Below are 18,233 nucleotides of genomic sequence, written 5' to 3'. Positions count from 1 at the left end.
GAAGAACTAGAAGAGATTGAAACTAGATTTAAAAACAATGGTAACCCAATTGAAGTTACATTCAATGACGTTCCTTTAAATATTCGTATTAAAGATATTATCGTATTACCAGAAGGTGCAGCTGCATTCTTCTCAAATGAATTCACATCTCAAAATGTTTATGTTGTTGATGCTGGCTCGCAAACTATCAATCTTGCAGCATTTGTTAATGGTATCCTTGTACCGACAGCAGCAGATACTATACATAATGGTGTAGAATTCTATAAGAATATGTACGCTAACCGAACAGCTGAAATGATTGCAAAGAAAGTTAAAGGTTCAATTGAATCTTTAAAATGGCCAAAAGGTTCAACACTTCATGTTTGTGGTGGATATTCAGAACAATTAGCAGATGCATTTAACGAACTAAAAGACAACAACTATCGAATGGAAATTATGAAACCTGAGCTAGCATTATCAAGAAAGAGTAAGAGTCTAAAACCAATATACGCAAATGCGGCAGGACTTTACTTTATTGCTAAAGAAGCCTTCGCTACTGCGGTAAAAGGGTGATTTAATTGGCTAAAAACGAAGGTACTAATAAGCCTAAAAAGAAAAAACCGGATAACCAGCAACATAAAACGGTTTATTTCAATACTCTTAATGTAAATGATGCTAAGTTATATGACTACGCTCAGAGTGTTGGTGTTCGAAATTTTAGTGGATGGATTAAAAGTCTAATGTATCAAGAGATGATTAGACGTAATGGTATGCCACCTAATCCATATGAATATATTTCTGCGACAGTTGAACCTGAAGTAACACAAGTACAAACTATTCCAGTGCCAGTTAAACCTGCGAAAATAGACAAAGCTAAGAATAACGCTGAAGAAGTAAAAGTTTACGTAGGTGGAGAACAGGTAGAAGTACAAGAAGTAAAACGAAGTGTTGAAGAACCTAAAGAAGTAGAAGAGATTGTAGAAGATAATGATGAGGTTATAGATAATACTGAAGAACAAGAAGAAGAGCAAGAAGCTCCTCAAAATAGTGCTCGTTCAGCAGCAGCATCTGCTATGCTAGGTATATATGGTAGACGTAAATAATTAAAAGAAGCCTGGGAGGAATCCCAGGCTCTTTTTTTTGTTACAAAATACTAGATTTCACTAGAAAACAGTGTATTCTAGGCTAATAAAGTGTATCTTTTCAAAAGTAAAAAGGGGAGGGGGGTAAAAATTAACACCCCCCTATATCAACGCTCATATTTAAGAGCTACATCCATAACGGATCGTTCCTCTGGTGACATTGCTGCCAATCCTTTTTTTGCTACTTCAGGATTCGAACCATACAATTCATAAACCAGTCGCTGTAATTTCGAGAAGTTGTTGATAGTATGAAGCTTCATCTTACATTGGACAACAAGTACATACTTGGATTCTTTGTTTGTGACTACCTTATTACCCATTATAAGTTCAGTATTTAAACCATTTTCAAAAGAAGCTAGTTGTTCGAATTTTAAAACTCCATTCTCAGCTAAAGCATACATATCCACTTTATAATTTCTACCTGTACCAACCACTTTTTGTTCTATATATCTTGAAATGTCTTTTGTCATCGTTGTAATGTCTAATCCATCTTTTAAAGAGTTCATTTCAAGTACTAATTCGTTCATTCCAGCCTGCATTTTTTTGTCTACGATTGTTTTTGTATTCATTTTCATTATTTTATTTCCTCCTCGTGTTGGGTGTATCTCATCATGGTGGGTAAAGATCTGTATGTTGTGAGTACGACATTGCCAATATATCTAACTAAAAAACTAATAAAAAAACGTGTATTACATTATAATCCACTACAAAAATATTAAAAACACTAGAATCTACTAGTTTGATTGGATGATCAATATACTGATCCCGACTGGCTTGTTACCAGTTATATAAATATTGCTTTACATTACATATTCAATTGTAAGTGTACAAGTTTCATTGCTATGTATAGTGATAGATATATTATTAGTATTATTATTATTTATAGTATTAGCCAATAAGTGCAAACAGCTCATTGCTTAAAGAAGTTAGTTTGTTGTATTCACCAATTACAGCATCTTCAATTATTCTTCTAGCTTCTGCATTGACAGGATTAGCTAAATCTTTGAATCTACCATCTCCCATTTTCTTAGAAGGCATTGCAACCATTAATTTCCCACTTCTGTTTTCTACAATCCTAATATCATTTAGAGCTAACATACCATTTACTACAATATTACAAATCGCTTTCATGCCATTACCATCTTTAATTTTCATTTTTACATCAGTAACAATTAATCCATATTCCATTATTAACATCTCCTTTTAAATTCTCTCTCTGTATATTAAAAGTCTCAAGTTTGTGTATTTTATCCACATTTTGTCCCTTTTTTCTATGTTTATGCCTTAATTTTTATGTATGAGTGATAACAAAAAAGACCACCTTTCCCCTAGGTGATCTTTTCCTTTACTGCATCAACTCCATCGTTTATTATAATTGCTTTTTTATTGAATCAGATAATACTTGTACTTTGATATCTTGTGCTAATCCTGATGCTTTTATAGTATTAACATCTGGAGTTTGTGTAGCAGCTTGTTCTACTAATTGCTCTGTTTTTTCTACTGAAGTTGCATCAACTCCAGTGTTTACACTATTACGTAGTTCTTCAATAATTTGACCTAATGGTCGAGGCGCTCCTTCAGCAGGTTGAGGAATATCAACTGGACCTTCAGACATAGCAGGTGCAACCACAGCTAAGTTGTTTTTATCAGCAACTTGTTGTGCAATTTGTTCAGTAAGACTTACTGGAGTTTCTGTTGCAACTGTTTTTACTTCATCGATTTGTTTCTTAATATTTTCAGCTAAAGATGGAGCAGGGGAGCTGATTACTACTACTGGTGCGTCTTCATCACTGTTTTCTTGATTTTGATTAGTTTGCTGAATTTGAGAAGCAATGTTTTGTGATAAAACTGCAGCTTGTTCTTCTTGTTCATGAGTTAGTTCATCACGAACGTCGCGCTCCTCATATTCTTCATGATCTTCTTCATCAGAGAAATCATCATCATGCTCTGTATCGCATAGTTCTTCAATGCGTCCATTGATTAATGCAAAGATGTCATCGAACTTATCTTCAATATAGTTAGCGATATCGGCTTTGATATCACCGATCTTTTCCTTTAATTCTTCTAATTGCTCTTTTTCATTTAGTTCTACCATTAATAATCCCTCCGGAAATATAATTTTAGCTTTTCAAATATAACGGCTTGAGTATGAAAGTCAATAGAAGTTGACTAATAAATACTCTATGAAAAAAATAATAGTGTTTTACAAGAAACTTGGATTTGACATGTAACAGAACAGATGTCTCCTCCCCAAAACAATAAGTCTAGGACACATTCCTAAGATAATTTAAAAAGTGTCGTAACATGATGACAGGTTTAGTTTTCTGCAAACGCAATTGCTATTTGAATAAAACAATAACAATAGAAATTGAGTTCATAGAAAACAAAAAGGGTAGGGGCGATAGCCCCCACCTAGAGTAATATAACTTATTAATATATAATAACTAGCAATAAGCCCCGGATCTTACTTTCTTTTTCTTAGAAGGTAGTCCATCTGTTTTTCTAGGCTTATTTTTATTGGTTGGTTCACCTACACGCTTTTTCTTTTTCATATGTATCCCCCTAGTTTTCTTTACTAAGAGTATATGAGAATGTGTCCCGGGATATGTTCTTAATGTAAAGAAACTAATCGTATATTGCTAGAATACTTACGAATGAATTCATCTAACTCACCAAGACTTTTGAAAACTTCATTGTATTCAAAGCCATTGTCGATATTCTCAAGTTTAATATGAAGGAAGTCGTTAGTTACTTTGTAAACCAACTTTCCAAGGACACCAGTGTCAACTACAACTAAGTCTCCAAGTGCAACATGTTCACTATGGGTCACCACAGCTCACCTCGATTCTATATATTGTTTGATTAATAGATTTGTTTGTCAATATAAACACCCCCAAACATTTGATAATTATTTGATAAATTAAACAACCCCAACCAAATATGGAAGGGGAGGAGGTATGAGAATCTAATACCATTTATTAGATTCCCCTAGAATATAATCTTTCTAGGTTAATATATTACTTTATAGTTTATTCCCCTAGAATGTAAGTTTTATTGTTAGATGTGTCGTCTCCCCGCATGGGTAGGTGTAGTCAACCGTGTATATGGCTGAGAAAGAGTTACGACACATGGTTAATAATATATTAAAATGGTAAATTGTCGTCATCTATAGGGGTAGGAGCCCCTACGTTATAAAACTCAACTGGTTCCGGCTTAGCTAATTTTAAGAAAGAAGGAATGTCTTCTTCATTACAATAGTCTGGAAGCGGGGTTTGGTGTGATTGATAACCAGCTTTAAGTTTCCTGATAAACTTTTTATTAAGATAACGATACTTGTCTTGGTCACTAGTAAGCGTAAATAGATTGCGTAGTTCTAATTCAAACTTTCGCTTATCACGTAATTCTTGTTCTTTGGACTTAGTTTCTTCATATTCCACATACGTCATGATTAATTCGTAAGGAGAGTACACGCATTTTTTTAGCACTTCAAGATACTCTAAGCCATGTTCATCTAAGAAAGTCGGGAAGTTATTGCCCATATTCAGATACTTGTAGAACTTACCGAAGAAGCCATGTGGAAATTTTGTTGCAAACATTACATCATAAAGAGAGTTGTTAGCGACAAATTTATAAATAGGTCGGAATAAGTCAGAGTAAGGGAAACTCATTTTGAATTCTCCGAAGTACGATACATTGTCATTAACAAATACATTATGATGATACATCTTTTCATTGGCTAAGACGTTGAGTAGTTCATGAGATGCAAATTCTTTTCGAGGTATATTTCCGCCTGCAGATTCCGTATATGCCTCAAGATATACAAGAACCATGTTATACAGATAGCTTCTAAGAGCAAAGTCATATTTAAATTTCTCAACAGTAGTTACATATTCTATTAGTTCTTCAGGTGTATTACCTTTTTGTTTGAATACCCATGTCAATATATTAAAAGCAGTATATTGAATTGAAAAACCATAGCGTTTCTTGAAATAGAATAGACGAACCAATGTGCTCTTAGGTGTAATTGGACACACTACAGACAATCGTTTTTTCTTAATGTCTTTAATAGCAAACTTCGCTGCATAAACCTCTGTACCTCCAAAATTAAAGAAGTGTCTGATTGAGATATCAAAATCCATAATCCGTTCTATATCACGACATAGTATTAATTCGATTCTAGTCATCTTATCGATACTTACTTCAAAGATATACGGAACGGAAATAAAGTCATATGTGTAGTTTCTTTCAAACTTCTTAATATTGAAAGTAGGGCAAGAGAATGGACTACCACTAGCTATTTTTAATTCTTCCCGTATTTCTTCAATAAATGCTTCAATATCTAATCCTCTGAAAGCTGATACAGGAACTTCCATGAACACATCAATATCTTTAGACTTATATTTACTCTCAGTCACGAGATAAGATTCTTCATTATTTAATTCTGGTACATTCTTCATATATGAATCTGAAAGAAAACCACCAGCAATCGAATGTTTCATTTCATGTGCTATTTCAATACGTTCGTTACGTAATAGAAACTGATTTAAACGTTTTTTAAAATAAGCCACAAATTCATTTGTTTTAGCTAAGGTAGATTTTTCTGACCAGTTAATTTCAACCTGTTCTAAATCGTATTTCTCAACTAATGGATCAACAATTGTTTCAACGGTGTTTTCAATTGTGTTTGGTGTTATTAATCCTTCAATTACTGTACTCATATTTATCTCTCCTTAGTAAATAGAATAAAAATCAACAAAGGGGAGGGCGTTAGCCCTCCTTGAGTTATAAATCATAGTCACATTCATATCCCACCGTGTATCGATCAACCAATACCATTACTAAACGGGTCTTTTGCTTAATGCTTAGTGTTTTTCTTTTAGCTACTGTAACCAGTATGTCCCGCGCTAGGCATTCATGCTTATCTGATTTATCAACTGGACTATCCTTAAAAGATTGGATGATATCATCAATAACCTTTTGGTCCGGAACATTTACAGTATATTTAGTAACTGCTTCCTTGATAGAAAACATTTCCTGCATGGCTGTTTCATAACAATCATCAGCTAAATCACCCATACGTTATTAACCTCCTAAATTAACCATCGCACGATCTACTACATCAGTACGGATTAATTTTTCTTCTATAAGTAGTTTCATATTGTTTTCAATAAGTGCTCTCATGTAAATTCCCCTTTATAAATTCAAGATAGCCGTTCGTCCATTCATACTTATGTCGAGATTTTCATCACATGGAGTACATAAGTTATAAGTCATGTTCCAAGGCATAAGCGATAAATCTCTACCACAACATTCACAAGATAGGCCTTGCTCAAATTTAGCCCACCGCTTTTCTTTCTTAATAGCTTCCTTGTTACCAATATGCACCAAACTATTTCTCGGAGTTGAACCTAACATCGAAAAGATGTCGTTTTGATCCCAGGGAATAGGTTTACTTAAGCGACTAGATAATATAGAAAGTGTTTTTTCATATAAGAACCAAGGCTTTCTTTGAGCAGGTTTATTAAAATCTTGATTAGCTGTTAAATCTATGTTTGCTTTCAATGTTTTTTAGAGAAGAACGTAGATATCTTCTGGAAGAAACCGGTTTTTTGTTTATTGCCCATTATAAAGCGGTTTTCATGTTCTTCTAGCAGAGAAAGCTGTTCTTTTAATTCTTTAATATCTGTAGGGGTTTTAATTGTCATAGAAATGTTTTTCCCCTTAGAAGTTTGTACTTTATTAACCATCTTATCTAACGTAAGGTCACAATACTCATCTTCCCAATCGCCAATAAAATAGAAACGGTCAATAACCGTTCTACTTTTCTCATCTTGGAATGTTCCGAAGAGGATAGGGTCCTTGTCGCGGCGTTCCTTTGTTACTTGTTTTTCAACCTTACCTGTATAATCCGTAAACACAACATAGAACTGGTCGAACTTATCTTTAACAGTCTCTAGAACAGCAACAACATCATCAGGTATTTCTCGTTCGTAACTTTCAAGATCCTGAATCTTAACTGTATCTTTAGAAATGTTCTCGATAAATTCTTCGATGTCATCACGGTAAACAAATGTATCGATACCAGCCTGCACAATGCTACGTTCTTTTTCAATTGTTTCTAAATGAAAGATTAATTTCTTAATAGCTTTAGTTTGGCCAGTGATTTTGTACTTGTTCAAAAGAGTAAGACAGTTATCATAGATGTTTACGAGTTCTTGATCATCTATCGTATTCTTTTTGCCTTTTATAATTTCAAAGTATTCGCTTGGCGTTAGTTCTTGATTCATACCATTTTCCCCACATAGTTAGACATTTGTTCACGAGCATTCTTCATAATGACAGTGCGCTGTGTACGTTTATCCTTATGAATCATTAAACCTAACTTTTCACCTTTGTATGTTTTCTTTAGTTCTTCAATATCAAGAAGGCAGGCGATATCCTTTGAATTCTCTACATACATATCCATGATACGCTTATGTTTAATAGCGATAACTAAATCAACAGTCAGTTTCTTAGCTGATTCATAACTACCGGTAATGAACAATAGCTTTCTAATTAGTTCGTCAAAGTTGAGTGTACCTTCAGTGTTAAATACACGTAACATGCAAGATACAACTTTTAGAACAGCTGGTAATAGCTCCGGGTTGCGTATTCGACCAACTGTATCAGCAATACATACGGTAATGTAATCTTGAGCCCAACCGACACTCGGAAGAAGACCTGGTTTTCTTATATAATCACTACCACTGTATTCAAATTTACCTTCCATAAAATCAACAGCTTTACCATTCTTCATTGCAGTGAATGCGTCGTGGAAAACCATGTGGTTAGCTACATTGAATAAGATAGCCTTCTTGTAAGATTTTAAATTAAAGCGGTCAAGAAATTGTTCTGCAATTGGAACACCTTCTGCTTCATGTGCAATATAAGTAGGAGTACCTTTAACAGGGTGAATACCTTTTGTTACATATTTACCGACATCGTGAAGTAAGGCAGAGAACATAACTACTAGTTCACTATTAACAGGTAATTCATCTGCAAGATAACGAGCAGAATCAATAACCTGCATCGTATGTTCAAATACATTTCCTTCTGGGTGGTACATTAAGTTCTGTTCAAGTTCTGATAAGCAATCAATCTCAGGGAAATGAACATCTAATACATTTGCAGATTTTAATGCATGGAAGAAGCGGGAAGGGGTACGAGCCATGAATGCTTTCTTCGTTTCTTCTAATACACGTTCAATAGGTAGTGATAACAACTCTGATTTAAGTTGATTCATCATCGTCGATGTTTTGTATTCAATAAAGAAACCATATTCTGCAGCAAATCTTGCAGCACGATACACACGAAGCGGATCTTCACAAAAAGCTTCAGTAGTTGCACGAATCGTTTCAGTTCGTAAGTCAAGTTCACCATAGAATGGATCAATTAACTTATTTGTTTCTAGGTCGATAGCCATTGAATTGATAGTAATATCTCGGCGGGCTAAATCATCCTCAATAGTGATGTCAGGTGATGCATAGATAACAAAACCATTATGACCTTCAGATACTTTTCGTTCTTTTCTAGCTAATGCTACTTCACAAAGTTCTCCATCAATATCCATACGATAAACAGGGAAATCTTTACCTTGTAACATAGCAGTAGGGAAGAGACTCTCGAATCCTTCTTGTGATATACCAGTGACACAATAATCTTTATCTTTTGGTACGATGTCTAATAGTAAGTCACGAACAGCTCCACCTACTAAATAAACCTTTGCATTACATGTTTTTAATGTTTCTACGATTTTAGTTAATTCCACAAAGTTCACCTTCTAGCATTTTCTTGTTGTTACTAATCCAAATTAATGTTTTATCTCTGAACTCTGTATCGTTCGGTCCCCAGTGTTCAGCTAATAGTAAGATAGAAGCAGGGAGGAGGCGGATAACTCGCTTCATTAAATCCTGCTCTGGTGCACGTCCAGTTACACTAATAAGACAATCGTGAATAGTGTTATTTATACCTGACATCAAATCACGTCCTTAAGATGTTTTTCTTTTACTGTATCTTGATTAAGTAATCCTTGAAGTTCATCAATTAGGTACTGAGTTTCTTCTTTAGTTAATAAGCATCCATTTAGAATAGACTTACGTTGGCCATTCGCATCGTAGCCGTCATTTTGAATATTTAACTCAATCTTATCCTTACGCTTACGCAAGATAACATTGTGTCTTTTAGCGGTAAACTTATTAGGAGTACCAGGTGAATACGTAACGTTTGTATCTTTTCTAAGGATAACAACATCCTTTGTTTGATTCGTAGTTGAAGTACTCATTACAAGATCTTACCTTTCTTAAATAAAAACTTTTGTGGGTTATGAAGAATCCCATTATCTAATAATGAAGGTTCTTTTAAATAAAAAGAGGAAGACTCCATCTTTATTTCGATATCGGGTTCTACCGCGCGAAAAGAACCTATTAAAAACTTACCTTCATTAAATTCTGCTTCAATATATCTGTTAGAGGCAAAACCATTGCTCAGTAGTAAGTCAAACAACACTTTGCCTTTGTATGACTCTAATTTTTTCTCGATGACAGGAATCTTTCCTAAAGGACTTACGTATGAAAGAGAGTAGATAACAACAGGATATTTACAATCCGATTTCACAATTTCAAAGTTAATAGATTCCTTTGTATATAAATGACGGACAAACTCCAAACGGATATCACAATCTGTCCTATCTAATCGTTTGCAATGTACTAGCACATCCTGGTATATGTTTTCCACGGGATTACCAACAACCTCTACTTCGTAGTCTTTGTCTGTAATGGTTCTAACCCAATACTTATCACCGATAGATATACTTTCTTTATCTGCAAATTTCATAAAAACACACCCTTTTAATGATTTAAGTATTCTCCATGTGTATCATAACCACATCTTGTACAATATCCAGCTTGTTCTATGTCATAACTCCAATAACCAGTAACAACTGTGTAAGTATCCCAATCATGACCTTTATGTTTACATATAAGACGTTTAATAAACTTAATCATATTTGTGCAATCTTCAGTGCCTTTTGTAGTCCACCATTTTGACACCATAGAGTTAAGTTTTCCTCCAGTACTTCGCTAACCTTATCGCAAAGCAGGAGAATCTCTTCCGGATTATAAGCATCTTGTTTAACATCGTTACGAATAGACTTAACTAATTCCTCAATCTCCCCAAATGACATAGGGCGTCGTTCTACAACTTCTACAGAATCAATCTTAGATATCCGTAATCTATTTAATCGAGACTTAAACTCTTTACCATCTATAGAGGTGAACTTAAGCACCTTGTCGGAGCACTCAAATATCATATCTCGATCCAAACAATTCTTTACTTGTTCGAACGGAACATTGAATACCATTCTTTTACTGCTATGTGTCCACAAGCTAACAGTAAGAATGACCTGCTTGGTCTTATTTAATTCCGTTAACAGTTGCTTATAGTTTCTAAACTTCATAGCTTATCTCTCCTCATTATGGCTTCATACCTTCATCTAACATTTTCTTTAATTCCCGTACCTGGCTTAAAGGAGTTCTTATGCAATAAACATAGAAGGGAACTGGTTCCTCATTTGATTTCTTGCAACTTTCGCAATACCAATTCTCATACACATATTGATAATCGTTCATTGTTTTCAAAATATCACTCCTTATTTGATAAGTTCGCCTAGTTCCTGCAGCGTAAATGTGACTTCATGCTTATCTCTTTCATCATCATGATAGATTGTAATTTTCTCTCCTTCTTTAGTCCAACCAGCATGGGGGAGTTCACCAGTTGATTGTTCACTGCCAAGAATACCTTTTAACTGTAATGCCATAACCTCAACATTTTTCTCTGTTTCATTATCGGTAATTATTAAACAGTTACCCATGATACTACCTACTACACGTAAACTTAATCGACTCATATTAATTCCTCCTACATTATTTATTGCTATACTATTTTCTTTTTGCTTTCTGCTTCAAGAACTGTAATTGCTAAATCAAGTGCTTCTCTAAGCATTGTGTATCTTTCAGGCGGGTAATTCGACTTAATTGCCTTTATCGCTTCTTCGTAAGTCATTTTATTCACCCCTTATTAAATGCAAAGTTAATTGCTTCATCTTTGTCGGCAAAGACAGTTAGTTTTTCATAAGATTGAGTGTAGCCGCAATTACCTTCTGAAACGAATCGTTTTGCTTCACCTTCAGATGTAACGGCAACTCCGAATGGCATATCCGTCGAGCGCATAGTGCCATCTCCATCAGACAGTAATACATACACTTCTTTTTCTTTATCTACACTTAATAGGTCAGATATTAAGATAGGTTCAGACTTCCAAGTAACAAACTTGTACTCTCCTAATTCAACAGCTCTGCATCTACGTTGTTCTGCTATAGGTATAGGAGTTTTAGTTTCAATCCAAATGTCATAACCACCTCTTGATTTACCATGAGGGATATAGTTCGTTTCTTTATCTCGATGTGGTTTATTAACAAATACATTTACCGATCCAATTTCATTACGAACTAAGTATGTAAAACCTTTTAAGAATAGATATCGTAGTTCAATTTCTTCCGCGTATGTTAACACCATTACTTTCCCTCCTATAATTTGTAGGTAAATCCTTCAATAAGTCAAAGAAGGAAACCTAGATTGAATGATTACCTTAGCGATAATCACAACACAACAATTCGCTTATTTACTTCCATCCGGTAGTCCATTCACAATCACAATATATACAACTGTAACTGTATTTTTTCTCTACTCTGACTGAAAAGATTCCTTTTGTTCTAGTTGCAACACTTCCTAGGCAGGGTTTACCACATTCAGGGCAAGAAGTATCTTTTTCTCGCTGTGCACGCTCTATCTTTGCTTGTGCAGATGTTTTGGTTATGATCTTAGTCACGCCGTCAATCTCTCCTTAGACATTTTCTTTTAGTAACTCTAAGATAATATCCATGTCTTTATCTTTATCTTCAATGCGTTGATAATTCTTAGCTCTTTCACAGAAAAACTTGATTTTGTGCATAGTCTCAACAGATTTACCCAGGGCGCGCATAGTTATCTCTTCTTTACTAGCTAACTTATCAAGTAATGTATGATAGTCACCATGTTTCTCTATATAGTAATTACAAGGACCAACAGTTAAAGCACCAGTAGGATCTTTCTTCTTCCATTGATCACTAGCTACTTGCATGACATAACCAAACTGATGTTGATTCTTAGATACAAACTTTTGAACATCATCCATAACCTGCTCCTCCTTATTCGCAAACCTGCTCTAATTTTGTAACAACTTCATACTCCCAGTGGTACACACCTTGAGCATCTTCATTCACATTTACCGAATCCTTCTCAATTTCCTTAACGGTAAATATATCTCCAATCATAAAATCACTAGCAAAGTGTTTTTCAGTAATCACGATCTTTTCTCCGACAATAGCTTTCCGTTTAACACTTGCAACTACCTTCGTTTTCGATTGCTTCGGAAGCTGAGTAGTATTATTGTAATTAGGTGTGTGATACCAATTGTTAGGCATTATAAAACTCCTCCTTATGTTGTGATACACTTAATCCTTAACAACAACTTCGTAGTATCCATCAACAAGTGAAGAGTGAGGGATATGGTCAACAAAGTTATCACTTTCGTATAGAACTTTAAAACATGGACGGGGAGAATACCCTTCAGGTGTAAACATAACAAAACCGATTACCTTTGGATTTTCCTTAGAGTGACGAAAGTTATAAGAATGTAGCGACTTTAAATAAATAGGTTGTTCTTGCATATTATTTCCTCCTAAACATCATGACTTGTCTTCCACATGAATCAGTGAATGTATGATGTAAGACACGACCTTCTAACTCTTTAACATCTACATGCTCACCTGTATAAACATTAATAAAGACTTGTACCATAGCAGCTACTTTCTCATGCTGTGCAGAACCTATATAAACTTCCAACATAGTAATCTCTCCTTATGGTTTAACTTTGCCTTCAATTTGTAGTTTCATTACTAAGTGAGATGCTAAACGTTGTTCATTTTCAGTGAGTCTAGCACCAGTTAGTTTCTTATATATAACTTTTAGTTCATTACTAGTGAAATTCATATTACGTGTAAGATTCATATTCTTGTACACTCCTAAACTTTTTTTGTGAAATCGACCGAAAAATACCGAAATGATATATATTATATAGTGGGCGGGAAAATTCCCCGGAAACAAATCTACTGCTTCTTCTCTCTCTATATAACCCACTGTATAGACTCATATATACATACCTATATAGACATAACACTATGACATAACGATTATATAGAACTACACATCTACTACTATATAGACCTACATGTAAGACGCTATTACACAAACTATATAGATAAACATAACAGCATCTATAGACAGTAATACTAGACCTAATATATATAGGACATGATCAGTTTCATCCATTCAGTAACCTCCAAACCCTTGATATGACTGCGTTTGTACTTCTCTATATATGACAAACACTTAGACTATTACCCTATGATTATGTGTATCTACTATATAGACATTCTCTTTATCTACTGCTATATAGACAGAGACACACACCACTATATAGACGTCTACTATATAGGGAGAATCACATACTTTATGTTTACGTACAGGTAGGAAAGGGGATAGACCACCACCAAAACCTATGGCATTCAGAAGGCTTAGAAGGGGCGGAGACCCGCTTCACCCCCATCGAGAGGTGGTGTTTCAGCCTATTTTGAAAAAGCCCCCTGTAGGGAATTTATACGTAGTTTGTTTGTCTACTATATAGGTGACGAAGGCATTGACTACACCGACTGCCAGTTGCCATTCTTCGACCATCTTTTTTGCACGATGGTATGCGACTTCTTTCGGATTGTTGACCCAGTTGATGACACGTCGTTCTTTGCGAGTGACGGTGCCGTCTGTATCTATATAGATGACTTCGTATTTGGTGAAGGCCCAAGTGCGTTCGTAAATGTTGACGATGAACGTTGGCATAGTAATCTCTCCTCAGTGAATAAAATTGTATGGTTGCGAGAAGGCATCTTCTACACGTAAGCCGGGTGTCGTTAGTTCTTCTTTGAACATCCAAGCCAGTGAGTTTCCTGTCTCGATTAATTGTTCTGGTATGAATAGTTCAAGATGGGGGTTTCGCAAGTTCACCACTGCATCCATCTCAATGTCGCCTTCGATGACGAAAGCTAAGTATTTGTTTGTTTCGTGATTATATCCAGCTACGACAACGTGACCGATAAATGATGACATTGTATATGCTTCGGAGTGAGCAGGGGAGAAGCCTGGACAAAGTGGTGAATTCTTCATATATGATTCCTCCTATATATACTTATGAGAATAGTACTCGTCCGTTTTTGTCTTTATCTAGATAGTCTTCACAAAGAACGATTGGTTGTTTCGCTTCAACTAACATCCCTTTAAAAGTTAATCCATCAACAATTCCTTTAGATAAAGACGGACGACCTTTGAATACGTCATATGTTCCGTCCTTCATCTTCACCGCAATAAGATCCGCTGCCCAAATAATTTGTTTAGATGTAAAACTTTGAAAAATGCTTCCTTTTTTGTTTTCCATAATGTTTTCCTCCTATATAGTAACCATCTTAGTCTGGGGCTAACGCCCCAACGCTACTTATATAGTTCATGACTATATAGAGCAGGGTCCATGTAACCAAGTCGTTCAAGTTTGTCATAGGACGCCGCAGCTTCTTCATGGGAAGAGTAGCGATGAGATATATGTTTAAATGTCATCCAAGTATCAGAGTGATAGAACTGTAGTCCTATATAGTAAGAACTGTCATCTACTTTGATAATGGATATTCTCGTTGAAAAGTGTTTCACATAATCATCTTTCTGTTTGCTTAGTATGACGAAACCGCTGGTTTCGCTGATGTGTGATATTGCATGTTTCGTAGCAGTCTGTCGAATTCAACTTTATCGAAGTCATTGAATTCTCCGTTACGCCAGCTAGACGAATGAACAATCTTTTGCATCAAGTTGGACATGTCTTTTACAAGTGCCATTAAGTCTTCATGTACTTCTTCGTCAGTCTTACCTGTATGTAACTGATCGAAAGAAATCTTGGATTTGTTCGGGCGCATAGCTGCCGTCATCTTCCACATGGTATTGACTGCAGCTTCGGTAGTTGACTTGATGTAAGGTTGTCCTGCTACACGAGGGATCAATAGTGCGATGTCATCTCTATATAGTTGATCGACTTCATCTGTGTTGATTGTTTTATTGTTGATAGCTACCGGAATTAATTCGTTCATGATTATCCGCTCCTGTTCGATTGATGACTAAACCTAACCATCTCATTAGGTAATGTCTAGACTTGTAATACAGTTGTAGATGTGATATAGGACATGGACGTCGTTAGTTCTACATTTGACTAAGGGGAGATAGTCGAAATTAAAATGGACGTCGGTAGTCCTATATTTAAAAAAGGGGAGGGGAGTGATCCCCTCTTATAGTTGTGGCGCAGGTTGTACCACTGTTTGTTGTGGTTGTTGCATAGCCATCATAAATTGTGTCATCTGTTGCATCATTTGTTCCATGTCCTTCTCAAGCTTTTCTATACGAGAGTTGTCCTCTAAAGGAATCTCTGTAGTAGTTGGTTGAGGTGGAACTAAAAAGGACGACGCCTGTTGAGGAGTCATCCCTTGTTGTGGTTGCATAGGATTCTGCATCATTGGTTGCATCCCAGGCATAGGAGCCATAGGCATGAACATGTTCGGTGCAGGTTCCGAAACAAACATATCTTTAATTTTAGAAACGATAGAACCACTATTCCCTTGGTAATGACTTTTAATCAAGTTGTTAACTTGACGTTGCTGTTCAGCTTGTAAGATACCATTAACATGTGCTTGCTGAGCTTGTTGCATCAACTGGTTGTAGTCGATACCTTTCTCTGCACATAGTAATTGAGTCATCATATTGTTAGCTGCACCTTGTATGTCTGATTGGAATTGTCCATATAAGTTATTCATGATTAAATCTCCCCGTTCTAGTTATTGTTAATACACAAAATGGGAGTAGGCGTTAGCCTACCCAAACAAAATCCTCGGCATCATTGCTGATTTGAGAAACCTTACCTTCATTGATGTAGTCATTCAGGTTATCTACTTCAATTAAAATATGTTCAATCTCATCCACTGTACGGAAAGACAACGCACCTTGATTAGCATTGTTCTTTAATACTTGGATAGCATACTCTGCTTTCTCACGATAAGATGTCCCGACTGGGGCAAAAGCATATATAGATTGACCATTGAAAATAATATCAGTCGGCTGTACAGGTTTACCTACGTGGTTATACAACTTGACTGTAACGTTATCAACTGCAAGTTCACCTATGTTGAATGTCTTAATCTTTAAGTCATCAGCATATAGAATGCCTTCTACTTGATTAACTCGTTCAAACTTAGAATCAACTTTCTTCTTTTCTTTCTTAACAGTAGTATCAGAACCATTGTTAGGGGCTGTGATACAAATACGAATAAATAAAGCAAACGTTAATATCATTCCAATAAATAAAACCCAACCGTTACCTTCCATGACGATCTCTCCTTAAATTGCAATAGTGTATGTGCCATAAGGATTGGTAGGTTGATCAGAATCTATAACAGAAACAATACTGATTATGATGTCACCTCCAACTCCTCTTAATGAACCAATGACAGAGATGCATAGCTCTTTGTCAATTACGATAAATCTCTCATCGTTGTGTAAATCTAATATGTCATCAAACGCATTCTGAATCATCATTACGACAGCAGCCTCGAATACGACGCGGTGCTTACTACGTTTGATAGAGTGATAGGAATACTCAATCACTGTCGGTATACCATCAATGGTGATGCAAATATCTTTGTTACTATCAATCTTACTTTCGAACTTTGTATAACCTTCGAATAAGGTGCTCATTACTTTTGACCTCATCTTCCTATTTAATTGTCATAAAAAAAGAAGCAGGGGACTAGACCTGCTTCGTTAACGATTCAACATACTTTAAAACTTGTGCCTTCAACTCATAGCTGAGCTGAACATTCTCGTAGTACTGTGGATTGCCTTGTACTTCAACTTGTGTTTGTCCAGGTGTGATTAGATAGATTGTTCCTGGATTATTCTTTGATTCAGCAATTGTTACACGAATCGTTCCACAAACTAAATATAAGATACAGTTACAAACCATACCGTATGACTTCTGTAGAGCATTTGCAGGATACACCTTAATATCCTTTAAACCGTATTCCTTGTTGTGTGTTCTTACTGGTACATTTACTGTGTGGTACCAAACTGATGATTGAATTTCTAACATGTTAATATCTCTCCTTAAAATATATTTAGATACAAAAAAGGAAGAGGACGTTATCCTCTTCGACGTTTACGTTGTTCCATGATGTTGTCTGCTACAGTTAAACGAATGCAAAGAAGTCGATCCTCTTTTGACATTGCTAACCATTCTCTAGTGTTAATCTTCATTATGATAACTTCCTTTCATCTACAGGCAAGAACCCTATAATAGTAGAGTTCTGCCTCCCGAATTTTGCTATATATTCAAATGTGTGTTCCCGATTATTAATGGTGCATGTTCCCACTAGGGTGTATTCATTAGGAAGATCAAATTCCTCTACGTCTTGGAACACGACTTTTTCACTGCCTCCATCTACACGTAATACATGTAAGGGCATATTCTTTATATTTTTTTCTTTCTTTATTCGAAGACCATTCCATACGTTGGACATCATTAAGCCTTCAAAACCTTTTTGCATTAAGCAACACCTCTGACCGCTTTATCTACCTCTGCATAGTCAGCCTCCATAAGACCAGCAATCATACGTGATGCTAGAAGACTTGCAGATTTAAGTACCTTAGTTACGCCATTACAGAAATAAGTGATCTCGATAATACCTTCCTCAATCTTTCTGGCTACTACAGCAACTAAACCTTTTGTTTCTTCTTTTGCAAGGTAAATTGAATTGTCGTTCGTTGTGATTTCTAACATGATGGATTCTCACCTTTCGGATTTAAGTTTTTTGTGTAAATAAAAAAAGAGAAAAGGGGA

34 protein-coding genes and 1 pseudogene are annotated in these 18,233 nt (G+C 35.6%); 2 read left to right on the top strand and 33 right to left on the bottom strand.

Features of this window, described 5'->3' with window-relative positions; translation table 11 throughout:
• Together ASE54_RS36135 and ASE54_RS29525 are read left to right on the top strand one after the other, a co-directional pair.
• Positions 1-552: pseudogene (locus tag ASE54_RS36135) on the top strand (hypothetical protein); the annotation flags it as partial.
• Between the two features lie 5 nt (positions 553-557).
• Positions 558-1,082 (top strand): hypothetical protein, encoded by a 525-nt coding sequence (locus ASE54_RS29525; protein WP_001097001.1) that lies wholly within the window; start codon positions 558-560, stop codon positions 1,080-1,082.
• A gap of 146 nt (positions 1,083-1,228) precedes the next feature.
• On the opposite strand, the gene ASE54_RS29520 is transcribed toward ASE54_RS29525, so the two are convergent.
• From ASE54_RS29520 to ASE54_RS29375, 33 genes are all read right to left on the bottom strand, one after another.
• Positions 1,229-1,696, bottom strand: a complete 468-nt coding sequence (locus ASE54_RS29520) for a hypothetical protein (RefSeq protein WP_000783539.1) — start codon at positions 1,694-1,696, stop codon at positions 1,229-1,231.
• A 313-nt stretch (positions 1,697-2,009) separates the two neighbouring features.
• Positions 2,010-2,309, bottom strand: coding sequence for a SpoVG family protein (locus ASE54_RS29515; RefSeq protein ID WP_000455658.1), 300 nt, complete (start codon positions 2,307-2,309; stop codon positions 2,010-2,012).
• Between the two features lie 181 nt (positions 2,310-2,490).
• Positions 2,491-3,216 carry a hypothetical protein gene (locus ASE54_RS29510; protein ID WP_000229935.1) on the bottom strand — a complete coding sequence of 242 codons (726 nt, stop codon included), beginning with the start codon at positions 3,214-3,216 and terminating at the stop codon, positions 2,491-2,493.
• A gap of 516 nt (positions 3,217-3,732) precedes the next feature.
• A complete protein-coding gene (locus ASE54_RS29505; RefSeq protein ID WP_000149726.1) occupies positions 3,733-3,951 on the bottom strand; it encodes a hypothetical protein in 219 nt (72 codons plus the stop codon).
• Between the two features lie 313 nt (positions 3,952-4,264).
• On the bottom strand, positions 4,265-5,839 hold the full coding sequence (locus tag ASE54_RS29500) for a hypothetical protein (protein ID WP_000108739.1): 1,575 nt from the start codon (positions 5,837-5,839) through the stop codon (positions 4,265-4,267).
• A gap of 64 nt (positions 5,840-5,903) precedes the next feature.
• Complete coding sequence (locus tag ASE54_RS29495; protein WP_000502605.1) at positions 5,904-6,197, bottom strand: hypothetical protein; 294 nt, start codon at positions 6,195-6,197, stop codon at positions 5,904-5,906.
• Positions 6,198-6,679: 482 nt separating this feature from the next.
• Complete coding sequence (locus ASE54_RS29485) at positions 6,680-7,408, bottom strand: hypothetical protein (RefSeq protein WP_001071098.1); 729 nt, start codon at positions 7,406-7,408, stop codon at positions 6,680-6,682.
• Positions 7,405-8,928, bottom strand: a complete 1,524-nt coding sequence (locus tag ASE54_RS29480; protein ID WP_000424042.1) for an HD domain-containing protein — start codon at positions 8,926-8,928, stop codon at positions 7,405-7,407. The genes ASE54_RS29485 and ASE54_RS29480 overlap by 4 nt, the downstream gene beginning before the upstream one ends.
• Positions 8,915-9,136: a hypothetical protein gene (locus ASE54_RS29475; protein WP_000014348.1), complete on the bottom strand. Its 222-nt coding sequence runs from the start codon at positions 9,134-9,136 to the stop codon at positions 8,915-8,917. The genes ASE54_RS29480 and ASE54_RS29475 overlap by 14 nt, the downstream gene beginning before the upstream one ends.
• Positions 9,136-9,441, bottom strand: a complete 306-nt coding sequence (locus ASE54_RS29470; RefSeq protein WP_000108080.1) for a hypothetical protein — start codon at positions 9,439-9,441, stop codon at positions 9,136-9,138. Before ASE54_RS29470 ends, ASE54_RS29475 begins: the two co-directional genes overlap by 1 nt.
• Positions 9,441-9,992, bottom strand: coding sequence for a type II toxin-antitoxin system RnlB family antitoxin (locus ASE54_RS29465; protein WP_000666522.1), 552 nt, complete (start codon positions 9,990-9,992; stop codon positions 9,441-9,443). The genes ASE54_RS29470 and ASE54_RS29465 overlap by 1 nt, the downstream gene beginning before the upstream one ends.
• Positions 9,993-10,006: 14 nt before the next feature.
• The gene (locus ASE54_RS36605) at positions 10,007-10,162 is read right to left on the bottom strand and encodes a hypothetical protein (RefSeq protein WP_000589206.1); all 156 of its coding nucleotides are present in this window, start codon (positions 10,160-10,162) and stop codon (positions 10,007-10,009) included.
• Positions 10,159-10,614, bottom strand: a complete 456-nt coding sequence (locus ASE54_RS29460; protein WP_000672212.1) for a hypothetical protein — start codon at positions 10,612-10,614, stop codon at positions 10,159-10,161. Before ASE54_RS29460 ends, ASE54_RS36605 begins: the two co-directional genes overlap by 4 nt.
• Before the next feature lie 192 nt (positions 10,615-10,806).
• Positions 10,807-11,064, bottom strand: coding sequence for a hypothetical protein (locus ASE54_RS29455; RefSeq protein ID WP_000088889.1), 258 nt, complete (start codon positions 11,062-11,064; stop codon positions 10,807-10,809).
• A gap of 26 nt (positions 11,065-11,090) precedes the next feature.
• On the bottom strand, positions 11,091-11,219 hold the full coding sequence (locus ASE54_RS37460; protein ID WP_003310276.1) for a hypothetical protein: 129 nt from the start codon (positions 11,217-11,219) through the stop codon (positions 11,091-11,093).
• Positions 11,220-11,224: 5 nt separating this feature from the next.
• On the bottom strand, positions 11,225-11,731 hold the full coding sequence (locus tag ASE54_RS29450; protein ID WP_000244637.1) for a hypothetical protein: 507 nt from the start codon (positions 11,729-11,731) through the stop codon (positions 11,225-11,227).
• Between the two features lie 106 nt (positions 11,732-11,837).
• Positions 11,838-12,044: a hypothetical protein gene (locus ASE54_RS29445; protein ID WP_000161332.1), complete on the bottom strand. Its 207-nt coding sequence runs from the start codon at positions 12,042-12,044 to the stop codon at positions 11,838-11,840.
• A 15-nt stretch (positions 12,045-12,059) separates the two neighbouring features.
• On the bottom strand, positions 12,060-12,389 hold the full coding sequence (locus ASE54_RS29440) for a hypothetical protein (RefSeq protein ID WP_000342936.1): 330 nt from the start codon (positions 12,387-12,389) through the stop codon (positions 12,060-12,062).
• 13 nt (positions 12,390-12,402) lie between these two features.
• The gene (locus ASE54_RS29435; protein WP_001133506.1) at positions 12,403-12,678 is read right to left on the bottom strand and encodes a hypothetical protein; all 276 of its coding nucleotides are present in this window, start codon (positions 12,676-12,678) and stop codon (positions 12,403-12,405) included.
• Between the two features lie 30 nt (positions 12,679-12,708).
• Positions 12,709-12,924: a hypothetical protein gene (locus ASE54_RS29430; RefSeq protein ID WP_001157798.1), complete on the bottom strand. Its 216-nt coding sequence runs from the start codon at positions 12,922-12,924 to the stop codon at positions 12,709-12,711.
• Between the two features lies 1 nt (position 12,925).
• Complete coding sequence (locus ASE54_RS36060; protein WP_003310273.1) at positions 12,926-13,102, bottom strand: hypothetical protein; 177 nt, start codon at positions 13,100-13,102, stop codon at positions 12,926-12,928.
• 12 nt (positions 13,103-13,114) lie between these two features.
• Positions 13,115-13,264 carry a hypothetical protein gene (locus ASE54_RS36055; protein ID WP_003310272.1) on the bottom strand — a complete coding sequence of 50 codons (150 nt, stop codon included), beginning with the start codon at positions 13,262-13,264 and terminating at the stop codon, positions 13,115-13,117.
• 612 nt (positions 13,265-13,876) lie between these two features.
• Positions 13,877-14,149 carry a hypothetical protein gene (locus ASE54_RS29420; RefSeq protein ID WP_001141928.1) on the bottom strand — a complete coding sequence of 91 codons (273 nt, stop codon included), beginning with the start codon at positions 14,147-14,149 and terminating at the stop codon, positions 13,877-13,879.
• 12 nt (positions 14,150-14,161) lie between these two features.
• On the bottom strand, positions 14,162-14,473 hold the full coding sequence (locus ASE54_RS29415) for a hypothetical protein (protein WP_000798434.1): 312 nt from the start codon (positions 14,471-14,473) through the stop codon (positions 14,162-14,164).
• A gap of 22 nt (positions 14,474-14,495) precedes the next feature.
• Positions 14,496-14,741 (bottom strand): hypothetical protein, encoded by a 246-nt coding sequence (locus tag ASE54_RS29410; protein ID WP_000428246.1) that lies wholly within the window; start codon positions 14,739-14,741, stop codon positions 14,496-14,498.
• A gap of 53 nt (positions 14,742-14,794) precedes the next feature.
• Positions 14,795-15,007 (bottom strand): hypothetical protein, encoded by a 213-nt coding sequence (locus tag ASE54_RS36050; protein WP_131202514.1) that lies wholly within the window; start codon positions 15,005-15,007, stop codon positions 14,795-14,797.
• A 20-nt stretch (positions 15,008-15,027) separates the two neighbouring features.
• A complete protein-coding gene (locus ASE54_RS29405; protein ID WP_001004044.1) occupies positions 15,028-15,438 on the bottom strand; it encodes a hypothetical protein in 411 nt (136 codons plus the stop codon).
• Positions 15,439-15,633: 195 nt separating this feature from the next.
• A complete protein-coding gene (locus ASE54_RS29400) occupies positions 15,634-16,155 on the bottom strand; it encodes a hypothetical protein (protein WP_001061859.1) in 522 nt (173 codons plus the stop codon).
• 52 nt (positions 16,156-16,207) lie between these two features.
• Positions 16,208-16,723: a hypothetical protein gene (locus tag ASE54_RS29395; protein WP_000398910.1), complete on the bottom strand. Its 516-nt coding sequence runs from the start codon at positions 16,721-16,723 to the stop codon at positions 16,208-16,210.
• A gap of 12 nt (positions 16,724-16,735) precedes the next feature.
• Positions 16,736-17,092: a hypothetical protein gene (locus ASE54_RS29390; RefSeq protein WP_000105507.1), complete on the bottom strand. Its 357-nt coding sequence runs from the start codon at positions 17,090-17,092 to the stop codon at positions 16,736-16,738.
• 52 nt (positions 17,093-17,144) lie between these two features.
• Complete coding sequence (locus ASE54_RS29385) at positions 17,145-17,486, bottom strand: hypothetical protein (protein WP_000890085.1); 342 nt, start codon at positions 17,484-17,486, stop codon at positions 17,145-17,147.
• 163 nt (positions 17,487-17,649) lie between these two features.
• Positions 17,650-17,940 carry a hypothetical protein gene (locus tag ASE54_RS29380; RefSeq protein WP_001169021.1) on the bottom strand — a complete coding sequence of 97 codons (291 nt, stop codon included), beginning with the start codon at positions 17,938-17,940 and terminating at the stop codon, positions 17,650-17,652.
• Entirely contained in the window at positions 17,940-18,173 is a 234-nt protein-coding gene (locus ASE54_RS29375) for a hypothetical protein (protein WP_000890109.1), read from the bottom strand. The genes ASE54_RS29380 and ASE54_RS29375 overlap by 1 nt, the downstream gene beginning before the upstream one ends.
• Between the last annotated feature and the right edge of the window lie 60 nt (positions 18,174-18,233).

The organism is Bacillus sp. Root131 (assembly GCF_001429475.1).
In the GTDB taxonomy this organism is placed as follows: Bacteria; Bacillota; Bacilli; order Bacillales; family Bacillaceae_G; genus Bacillus_A; species Bacillus_A thuringiensis_S.
Note: the sequence above shows the minus strand (reverse complement) of the source record. Positions and strands in the feature narration are given on the sequence as shown.